Raw genomic sequence first — 8,823 nt, forward strand, 5'->3', positions numbered from 1 at the left:
TGGAAGCGCTCGTCCGCAACCGGCTCAAACGCCTCCAGTACCGGGCCGACACCCTCGACGGCTTCATAGCGGGCACCAGCCTGACTCTCGACGAGCCAGCATCACCTTGACGAGCCGAAGTCAGTAACCAGCGACGCATGGGAGCGCGGGGACGGGCCCTGGACACTGGCCCGAAGTCCAGCCTCCTCAACTCCCCTTCATACGACTGTCCTTACTTACCTGGTGCGACCTCGTGTCGCACACTGAGCACTTCAGTTGGCGAGTTGCCAGTTGATCTGGCGGGTTGAGCACGACGGGCGGCCGAGCTCACGAGCTGGTCCAAGGAGGAGTTCACGCCGGGGCCAGCACAGGTGTCGGTCAGTCTTCGGGTGTCCCGGCGTTCGCCCACTGGGGTGCGTGGTCCTGGACGAACTCGGCGAAGGTGCGGGGCGGGCGGCCGGTCAGGTCCAGCACCGCGGTGCTGACCTGATCGTCCCGGCCGGTTTGGATGCCGGCGTCGACGGCGGCGAGGGCGGTCGCGAAGGCATCCGACATGCCGGACGCACGGTAGGTGTCCGCCTGCTCGGCGACCCCGACGGGCAGGACCCTGATCGGCCGGCCGGTTTGGATGGTGATGATCTGTGCCGCGTCCTGGTAATTCAGCGCCTTCGGCCCGGTGAGTAGGTAGTCACGCCGGTCGTCGGGGTAGCCGTCGGGTTCGGTCAGTAGCACGGCAGCCACCGCCGCAACGTCTCGAGCGTCGATCCAGCCCACCCGGCCGGTTCCGGCGGCGGTGCGGATCTCACCGCGTCGCCGGATCCGCTCACCCAGCGGGTGGGGGGCCAAGAAGTTCTGCATGAACCCGGAGGGGCGCAGCACCACCCATCCGGGCCGAACCCGCACGTGCGCGGCCAGTTCCAGCGCGCTGGCGGCACCGGGCAGCACGATAGCGGAGCCGAGCAGCACCACCCGGCGCACGCCGAGGCGTTCGGCCTCGGCCAAGAACGGTTCGACCAGCGGCATCGGATCTGTGGTGTCTACCGGAGGCACCAGGTAGACCCGGTCCATCCCGTGCAACGCGGCCGGATGGGTGGCCGGATCGCTCCAGTCGAACCGAACCGCGTCCGGGGCGTCGGCCGGTGGGATGCGGCTTGCCACCCGGACCGGCACACCGCTTTTGCGGAGCAGTTCGGCCAGGGTGCTTCCCGTCTTCCCGGTGCCGCCGGTAATCAGCACGCCGGTCATCGGGTGGCCTGCGAGCGCAGCGAGCTGAGTAGTTCGGGCAGCGTGCCGGCCGCTGAGGCGGCCGCCAGCGGGTTCCAGTAGTCCCTATAACGGGTGATCAGGCCCTGGTGGGTGGTGAGCACCGTGATGTAGTCCAACTGGTACGGCTCATCGGTGGCCACCGTGCGGCCGCGCGCGGTGAACTCCACCACGATGGTGTCCGGCTGGTCCGTGTGGCGCACGGTGAGGGTCGGGATCGCCTGCACGTCCATCAGGTCCGGGTAGCCGGCCAGATAGCCCCGGACGGCCTCACGTCCGGTCAGCCGTCTCGGTGAGGCCCCTTCGGCGAAGGGGAACTCGGCGGTACCGTACTCCGCCCACAGATCGGCGACGGCATCCATGTCTTTGGCCAGCAGCAGCTCCAGCAGCCGGCGAAAGATCTTTTCGGAAGTGCGTGGTGACACGGTGATTCTCCAGCGTTCTGCAGGATGTGTGACCGCCCCAGAGTGGGCGCACGAGGCAGTGCCGTGGAACGCACCAGTGAGCCCCGGACCACTGGTCCCTGGCTAAGCCGAGTGCCGTTGTGCCAACCTGACCGGGTGAGCAGAGCAGAACTGGCCGACTTCCTGCGCCGTCGACGGGAGGCGTTGCGCCCGGCCCACATGCCGGCCACCGCTGTCCACCCACCCGGCCTGCGTGCCCGGCGCACCCCCGGGCTGCGGCGGGAAGAGGTGGCCGCCCTGGCCGGGGTGTCCACGAGCTATTACGAGCGACTGGAGCAGGCCCGCGCGCCGCGTCCGTCGCCGCAGGTGCTGTCCGCACTGGGCACGGCACTGCGCCTCACCGACACAGAGCGTGAGCACCTGGCACGGCTGGCCGGGCAGATCCCGCCCAGTACGGACGCCGATCGCGCGCCGGTGCCTGCCGATGTACGCCGACTGCTCCATCGGCTCGGGCCGATTCCCGCCTATTTGGTGAACGACCTGGAAGACATCGTGGCCTGGAACGCTGCGGCGGTCGCGTTGATCATCGGCTTCGCGCAGTTGCCCGTCCACGAGCGCAACACCGTGCGCCTCGCCATCCGGCTGGGCGGCACCCTCTGCTCGGCACCCGTCGGCGCGGAAGGCGACTTCGCCCGGCAGTCCGCCGCCCACCTGCGCGCGGCCGGCGCCCGCCACCCGGCGGACCGTGCGCTGGGCGAGCTGGTCAACGAGTACGCCGCGCACAACCCGGACTTCGTCGCCGGCTGGCGCAGCCACGACGTGCGCCCCCAGCCGACGCTGCGCAAACGCCTGCATCATCCCGAACTCGGCGAGCTGGAGCTGGACCGTCAAACCCTGCTCATGCCCGGCACCAGCCTGCGGCTGGTGCTCTACACCGCAGATCCCGGCAGCCCGAGCGCCACAGCACTGGCCCAGCTGGGCCCTCCCGACGCGGCGCCGTGACCGTTGGCTCAGGCCAGGCGGGGCGGCAAAGCCCTTATCCACGAACGCTCGGGAGCCCCAGCCCAGCGGCTGGCAGACCTCGCCGCGGCGGCAGGCGTCCCGCAGGAGCGCCAGAACGGTATAGATACCCTGCCGGGCTATCGCTCAACTGGCCAGCTGAAGCACTCAGTCACAGCTGCGGCATCATTGTTGCTTGTGGGTGTCGATCTGTTGCAGCGGCTCGTTCGTGACGGTCTGTGGGAGTTGGTCACTCCATACACGCGCTCAGCATCCACCTCTCTTCAGGTGGCCGCGCATCAGGCCGGCGAGATAGTCCAGGGTGGCGCTCGACAGCGGCAGGCGGGCGGTGTAAACAAGGCCGTCAGGGCCCTCGACGGCGTGGTTGTTTTTCTTCACGCCAAACTCAACTGCCGCCGGGAGTCCGCCAGTTACGCCCCCAAGTCCAACTATGGATGTGCGGTGAACCGCCCGTCAGGGCGTTTGTGCAGCCAGCCGCGATCGGCGAGCTTGGTCATCTTCGCCCGCAGCGGCTCCAGCTTGCCGCGCACTGAGGCGTCCAGGCCCAGCCGCTCGCCGACCGCCCTGACCTGCACCGGGCCGTCGGCCTCCCGCACGATCGCCAGGATCCTGCGGTAGACGCCGGGCAGCGCGCCCTCATCGGTCACGTCGCTGCGGTGCGGGATGAGCAGGACTGCCCGCCCGGCCACCTTCGCCGATACCGGAGCGGCAGCCTCGGCGTCGGCCTGGGCCTGCTCGGCCAGGCGGCTCAACACCCGTTCCGCGATCGCCAGTTCGTCCCGCTCGATCTGGACCTCCGGAAGCTGCTTGGTCAACTCCTCGGCAGGGCGTCCAGTTCGCTCCGACGAGCGGTGATCCACTGCCGCTCCTGCATCCCGGGCCCTCCCGCGATCTCGTGGCGTGCCGACCTGCCGACGGATCGTAGGCGGGGGTCGGTCACGGGCGCAGCCGAACCCGGCAGACCGCCGGAACCGGACCTGCCCGATGATCTACGGCATAGACATCAGCCGCCGACTGGCACGAGTCCCCGAATCGTCACTCACACCAGACCGGTGACCTGCGATTTCACGATGCACACCACTCATTGCTCCCACTCGGTCGGGGACTGTGGGGCCCGCTCGGCGTGCAACAGCAGTTGGCCGCAGAGTTGGCAACGGCCTTTCTGCTCGTGCAGCAGGCGCAGGGTCGCCCGCCCCATGGGGAGCGGGGCGCCTCTGCGTCGCCGTTGGGCCCAGTAGTCGGTCAGGGTTGGGTCGTCCGGGGACGCTGTGCCCTTGACCAGCTGGTGCAGGATGATTTTCGTCCAGGAGAACTTGACGAGGTAGGCGCCAATTTCCCGGTCGCCGAACACCCATCGGTCCTGCCGGGCGGGGTTGAAGCGGCCGAAGTACCGGTCCATGATCCAGTGCCTCGACTTCTTCGGGTGCCTGGGCAGCGCCCACCGGTAGGTGAGCTGCCACAGGTGGCTGTCCAGGGAGGCGAACACCTCCTTGGAGACCACCGTCCGGTAGTAGGCCGACCAGCCGCGCACGATCGGGTTGATCGTCCGCAGCACCGTGAGGGGCGGGGCGCCACGAAGGGCGCGGACACCTCCTCGCGCAGCCGGTCCCGGATCCGCCTGACGGCCGTCTTGCTCGGTTTGATCAGCAGCTTGCCGCTGCGTGGATAGCGGCGCACGTTGAACCCGAGGAAGTCGAACCCGGCCTCTGCGTGGACGATGCGTGTCTTGTCCTCGTTGAAGACCAGCCCCCTTGGCGCGAGCCATGCGGCAAGCCGTGCCTTGACCTGCTCAGCCGCTTCGCGGCCATGTGGCCACGAGATCGTTGGCGTATCGGACCACGACCGGACTGTCGGGCATGCTCTGACCGGTGCGAGGACCGGTCGGGTAGTAGCGCACGCCCGCAGCCGTCTCCATCCCATGGAGGGCGACGTTCAGGAGCCCCCGCCCTGGGGCGTTCCTTCCTCGGTGGGGCTGAACCGGCCGCGCTCGACCACGCCGGCCTTCAGCCACTGTCGCACCAGGCCCCGGGCGGGGAAGGTGCCGAGCTGGGCGAGAAGGTGGTCGTGGTCGATGCGGTCGAACGCCGCTGCCAGGTCCGCGTCCAGGATCCACACGCGTTGCGGGTTCTTCCCGTTCAGCGTGTTGTAGATGACCCCGATCGCGTCATGGCAGCCCCGGCCCGGCCGGAAGCCGTACGACCTCGCCTCGAACCGGGCCTCCCACTCGGGCTCCAACGCACTCGCCGCCCGGCCTGATGGCACCGGTCGACGATCACGGGAATGCCGAGCGGGCGGCGCTTGCGCCCCGCACCGTTCTTCGGGATGAACACCCGCCGGACCGGACGGGCCGCCAGATATCGCCGCGCTGCTGGATGAAGCGCGCCAACTTGGCCTTGCCCGGGGCGGTAAGCACAATCTGCCCGTCCACCCCGGCCGTCTTTCGTCCGGCGTTGACCTCCGTCACCCGGCGCACGCTGACCAGCGTGTTGCTCAGGCTCCGGAGCATCAGCTTCTGCAGGTTCCTGACCTTGGCCAGGTCCCCGTCCTTTGACGCCGTGAAGATGCGTTGACGCAGTCGGCGTACGTTCTGCTGCGCGCGGTCCCAGTCGATGCTGTCCCAGTCCGCGAAGAAGCCGTCCTCCGGTCCGTTCACCCCGGCCAAGGCCGAGGCGTCCAACTTGCCCTTCGGTGCTGCCGCTGTCGTCATCGTCCCTCTTCACAAGCTCACCCGGCTCGCGTCTGCGTCCTTTCGGACCCGGGCACCGGCCCGGTATCCGGCGAGTTGGCCGGGAGCACGGCGGAGAGGCCGCCGCTGGTGCTGTCCCGGTTTCCCCTGGCCTTTGGGCCCACCGGCCTTCGCTTCTTGAGCCGTCCTGTCCCGCCGGAGACGTCAGCCTTCCTCACGGTCGGCCCACCGCGGTCAACCGGCGGCCTCCGTCGGGGTTTCCACGTTCCGCGCGCACGAGATGCGGCCGGGTTGGGCGCCCTCTATGCCCCGGGGCGGCGGTGTCCTCCCGGGCGGCGTGAATCATCCGCCCGGCGCCTGCCGCGTCGCAGCGGCCTGCCCTGCACCCCGCTCCTGCGTCCCACCTGCGGGGCTTTCTCTCACGAGGCGTCATCGAGGGTTCACGGGTGTTCGCCCGTCCGGCCTTCCCCTTGCCTGTCGCCCCCGGGTGGAACAGGGGCCCTTGGGCTTCTCCCCGGAGCTTCGCACCCCGCCGTTACCAGCGACGCACGTCCGGGTGGGGACGGGTCATCGGACACGGACCCGGGACTACCCTGTCATCGGCGACAACACCACCGACCCCCTCTCCAAGAGCGTCCACTCCACGCACGCGACCTCATGTCGCACCTTCACATGGAAAGTGCTTCTTTCACGCGACGACCTGGACCCTAGACATGTCCCATCGTTGCAAGTCAGGAGTACTCTCCGCGTTTCTGATCACCCACCGGACGCCCTGCCACGTGAAAGCACGAGGCTAGGGCATGGGTGCGCTCTGTCGACCTCAGCTTGCGGATGACGTAGCGGAATGTGCTGGCATGTAGCCCATGCACACGACAGATTTTCTTGACAAGCCGCTGTCCATCGGCGAGGTCGCCGAGCTGACCTCCCTCACGCCCCGGGCCATCCGCTACTACCACGAGATCGGCCTGGTGCCCGAGCCTGACCGGAACGGCACGAGCAACCGGGCATACCGCATGGGGGAAATCACCCGACTGCTGTGGGTTCAGCGGATGACCGCGGCCGGGCTGAGCCTGGAGGCTGTCCGCGAGGCCGCTAACGCCAGCGATGACCAGCAGGTTCAGACACTCCTGACCGAGCTGGACCGCGTCCTGGCGGCCAAGGAGGAGGGGTTGCGGCAGCAGCGGGCGGTGATAGCGCGGCTCCGCGAGTTCGGCACCACCACGGGCCTGTTCACCCCCGAGGTGGCTGCCGCCCACAAGGCAGCCGGACTTGAGGTCCCCAGCAAGGACAAGCAGGAGCTCATGCTCCTGCTGGAGGCGACCCTCGGCACCGGCTTCGCACTCGACATAGTGCGTGCTGAAGCCTTCCTGGAGAGCCGTCCGGGCCTCAAGGCGGAAGACTTGCGGCTGAATACGCTGTTCGAAGAGCTGGCTGACGTCCATGTCGATGACGTCCGCGTTGAGCGGTACGCCCAGGAGATGGCGGCGCACCGCGCGGCGGTGGAGGCAGCAGAGGAAGCAGCCGGAGTGCGCCCGCCGGAGCCGGACTTCAGCGAGGCCGACAAGCGGGGGATCACGCTCGGGGCTCAGGCCATGCGCACGGCGACTGTCCAGCCATCACCTGCGCAGACCCGCGCTATGGAGCGCTACGTGGAGCTGATGATGGCCGACTACTTCGAGGAGAAGGGCCATACGGGCGCGGAGTAGTCCACTATCGGCCTCCCGCACCCATCAATGGGCGTTTGATGTTGATTCGAGCTGGCCGTCTTCGTGGCGGGCCCAGTCCACCGGCTCGTGCAGCAGCCGCAGATGCCCGGCGGTCCAGTCGATGCGCTCGGAGGGCCGCTCAGCGTGCAGGGTGCGGAGCAGCGTGCCGTGCCGCAGGGCTATCACCATCCTGATGACATCGGCGACCCCGGCCGCGGCCTGGGTGTGCCCGATGTTGACTTCACCGACCGCAGCCACAGCGGCCGGTCAGCCGTCTCCCCCTCGGCCTGCCCGTGGGTCGCGAGGAGAGCCTGCGCCTCGATCGGGGCGCCCAGGGTGGTACCCGTCCCGTGCACCTCGACCGCGTCCAGGTCGGCCGGTGTGAGCCGCGCGTTGTCCAGGGCGGCCTGGATGACGCGGCGCTGCGAGGGCCCGTTCGGCGCGGTGAGTCCGTTGGAGGCGCTGTCCTGGTTGACCGCGCTGCCGCGGATCACCGCCAGGACCGGGTGCCCCAGCCGGTGCGCGTCGCTGAGCCGCTCCAGTACGACCATGCCGGCGCCCTCGCCCCAGCCCGTGCCGTCGGCCTGCCGAGAAGGTCTTGCAGCGGCCGTCCGCGGCCAGGCCCATTTGCCGGGAGAACTCCTGGAACAGCGCCGGTGAAACCATCACCGTCACCCCGCCCACGAGGGCGAGTTCGCACTCCTTCGTCGCGCAGGGCCTGTACTGCCAGGTGCAGGGCCACTAGCGACGACGAGCAGGCCGTGCCCACGGTCACCGCTGGGCCGACCAGGCCCAGGGTGAAGGGTGGACGGGCAAGGGCGCCATCACCCGCGAGCTGGCCGAGGCCGTCAGGCCGTACGAGGGATTCACGCCGGAGATCGCGGTGCTGTCCGATCCCGGAGGCTGCGTGCGCACCTACGGCACCCGGGACGACTTCCTCATCCCCTTCGCGTGCCTCAACTCCACCGTCTCCGGGCTGATTTCGCGCACAGTCTTGCGCTCCGATCTCATCAGGCCGGACGAGTTCCACGGCGCAGAGTTCTACCGCGAGCTGGTCGACGCTGATGTTTCTGGGCTCTTTCTCGACACTGTCGAAGCCCACTTCGCGGAGGCCACCGACTCGGTCGCTTACGACGCCAAAGCGCTCTCGGCAGCCGACCGCTCGCCCACCTGGGAGGGCTGGGCCACGGCCGAGCGGATCAGCGAGGAGTACGGCATCGGCGACGTGAACCTCGTCAAGCCGGGCGTCGGGGAGACCACGCGGGTGCTGCTGCGCCGCGTGCCCTGGAAGATCCTCATCCAGGTCGGCGGGGGGCCGACCTGGACCACGTACGCCTGCTCGCTGAGCAGCGCGGCGTCCCCGTGGAGGAGGTGGACTGCCTGCCCTACTCCTGCGTCGGGCTCATCCGCCCCCGCTACACGCCGGGCACGGCGGTAGCAGACAAGTGACTACTACGAATCTCAAGCGCGTCATGGCCGCCAGCGACCTCGACCGAACCCTCATCCGCCGAGATCATGGCCCGCCGAGTGCAACGCCGTTGCGTTAGGGCTTGCCGGGAAATAAATCGTCGGCGAGCATCTGTCCTGAGCTGCAGGGTCAAGACCCGGAGCACGCAAGTTACATCCCGGCAAGCCCTTAGTAGCTGTTGTCGTTCCGATCTTGAGGGCTGCACGTCGAACGGGGTGCTCGATCGGGTGGTTGCCGCCGGCTGCGGGCATGACGGCAGGGCCTCTTGGTAGCTCGGGGTTGCGAAGCCAACCGAGA

At 68.8% G+C, this 8,823-nt stretch carries 11 protein-coding genes and 5 pseudogenes; 5 read left to right on the forward strand and 11 right to left on the reverse strand.

The annotated features are described in order from the left end of the window. Positions 1–110: pseudogene (locus tag EF387_RS49295) on the forward strand (transposase); the annotation flags it as partial. A gap of 247 nt (positions 111–357) precedes the next feature. Here the strand turns inward: EF387_RS49295 and EF387_RS46075 are convergent. Beyond that, on the reverse strand, positions 358–1,224 hold the full coding sequence (locus tag EF387_RS46075) for an NAD(P)H-binding protein (RefSeq protein WP_128382534.1): 867 nt from the start codon (positions 1,222–1,224) through the stop codon (positions 358–360). Continuing rightward, on the reverse strand, positions 1,221–1,667 hold the full coding sequence (locus tag EF387_RS46080; protein WP_128382535.1) for a nuclear transport factor 2 family protein: 447 nt from the start codon (positions 1,665–1,667) through the stop codon (positions 1,221–1,223). The genes EF387_RS46075 and EF387_RS46080 overlap by 4 nt, the downstream gene beginning before the upstream one ends. A gap of 135 nt (positions 1,668–1,802) precedes the next feature. Here EF387_RS46080 and EF387_RS46085 point away from each other — a divergent pair, with 135 nt between their 5' ends. Then, positions 1,803–2,648, forward strand: coding sequence for a helix-turn-helix transcriptional regulator (locus EF387_RS46085; RefSeq protein ID WP_128382536.1), 846 nt, complete (start codon positions 1,803–1,805; stop codon positions 2,646–2,648). 264 nt (positions 2,649–2,912) lie between these two features. On the opposite strand, the gene EF387_RS49650 is transcribed toward EF387_RS46085, so the two are convergent. The 5 genes from EF387_RS49650 to EF387_RS49880 form a co-directional block, all read right to left on the reverse strand. After that, positions 2,913–3,044 (reverse strand): hypothetical protein, encoded by a 132-nt coding sequence (locus tag EF387_RS49650; RefSeq protein WP_274389005.1) that lies wholly within the window; start codon positions 3,042–3,044, stop codon positions 2,913–2,915. Positions 3,045–3,094: 50 nt separating this feature from the next. Then, complete coding sequence (locus tag EF387_RS46095) at positions 3,095–3,481, reverse strand: hypothetical protein (RefSeq protein ID WP_238432102.1); 387 nt, start codon at positions 3,479–3,481, stop codon at positions 3,095–3,097. Between the two features lie 266 nt (positions 3,482–3,747). Then, entirely contained in the window at positions 3,748–4,221 is a 474-nt protein-coding gene (locus EF387_RS49870; protein WP_338058176.1) for a group II intron maturase-specific domain-containing protein, read from the reverse strand. A 377-nt stretch (positions 4,222–4,598) separates the two neighbouring features. After that, positions 4,599–4,928 (reverse strand): reverse transcriptase domain-containing protein, encoded by a 330-nt coding sequence (locus tag EF387_RS49875; protein WP_338058177.1) that lies wholly within the window; start codon positions 4,926–4,928, stop codon positions 4,599–4,601. Positions 4,929–4,938: 10 nt separating this feature from the next. Then, positions 4,939–5,373 carry a reverse transcriptase N-terminal domain-containing protein gene (locus tag EF387_RS49880; RefSeq protein ID WP_338058178.1) on the reverse strand — a complete coding sequence of 145 codons (435 nt, stop codon included), beginning with the start codon at positions 5,371–5,373 and terminating at the stop codon, positions 4,939–4,941. Between the two features lie 842 nt (positions 5,374–6,215). Here EF387_RS49880 and EF387_RS46110 point away from each other — a divergent pair. After that, positions 6,216–7,058, forward strand: coding sequence for a helix-turn-helix domain-containing protein (locus EF387_RS46110; protein ID WP_128382537.1), 843 nt, complete (start codon positions 6,216–6,218; stop codon positions 7,056–7,058). Between the two features lie 24 nt (positions 7,059–7,082). On the opposite strand, the gene EF387_RS50350 is transcribed toward EF387_RS46110, so the two are convergent. The 4 genes and pseudogenes from EF387_RS50350 to EF387_RS50365 all read right to left on the reverse strand — a co-directional run. Next, positions 7,083–7,247 (reverse strand): hypothetical protein, encoded by a 165-nt coding sequence (locus EF387_RS50350; RefSeq protein WP_420802714.1) that lies wholly within the window; start codon positions 7,245–7,247, stop codon positions 7,083–7,085. 12 nt (positions 7,248–7,259) lie between these two features. Further along, positions 7,260–7,609, reverse strand: a pseudogene (locus EF387_RS50355) (modular polyketide synthase); the annotation flags it as partial. Positions 7,610–7,639: 30 nt separating this feature from the next. Beyond that, a pseudogene (locus EF387_RS50360) lies at positions 7,640–7,724 on the reverse strand (hypothetical protein); the annotation flags it as partial. Positions 7,725–7,824: 100 nt separating this feature from the next. Continuing rightward, positions 7,825–7,953 (reverse strand): annotated as a pseudogene (locus EF387_RS50365) (hypothetical protein); the annotation flags it as partial. Here EF387_RS50365 and EF387_RS50370 point away from each other — a divergent pair. Both EF387_RS50370 and EF387_RS50375 read left to right on the forward strand, forming a co-directional pair. Continuing rightward, a pseudogene (locus EF387_RS50370) lies at positions 7,894–8,301 on the forward strand (cysteine protease StiP domain-containing protein); the annotation flags it as partial. The pseudogenes EF387_RS50365 and EF387_RS50370 overlap by 60 nt on opposite strands. Before the next feature lie 92 nt (positions 8,302–8,393). After that, complete coding sequence (locus EF387_RS50375) at positions 8,394–8,507, forward strand: RNA-binding protein (RefSeq protein WP_420802713.1); 114 nt, start codon at positions 8,394–8,396, stop codon at positions 8,505–8,507. Positions 8,508–8,823: the final 316 nt, after the last annotated feature.

Source organism: Streptomyces cavernae (assembly GCF_004023625.1).
Lineage (GTDB): Bacteria > Actinomycetota > Actinomycetes > Streptomycetales > Streptomycetaceae > Streptomyces > Streptomyces cavernae.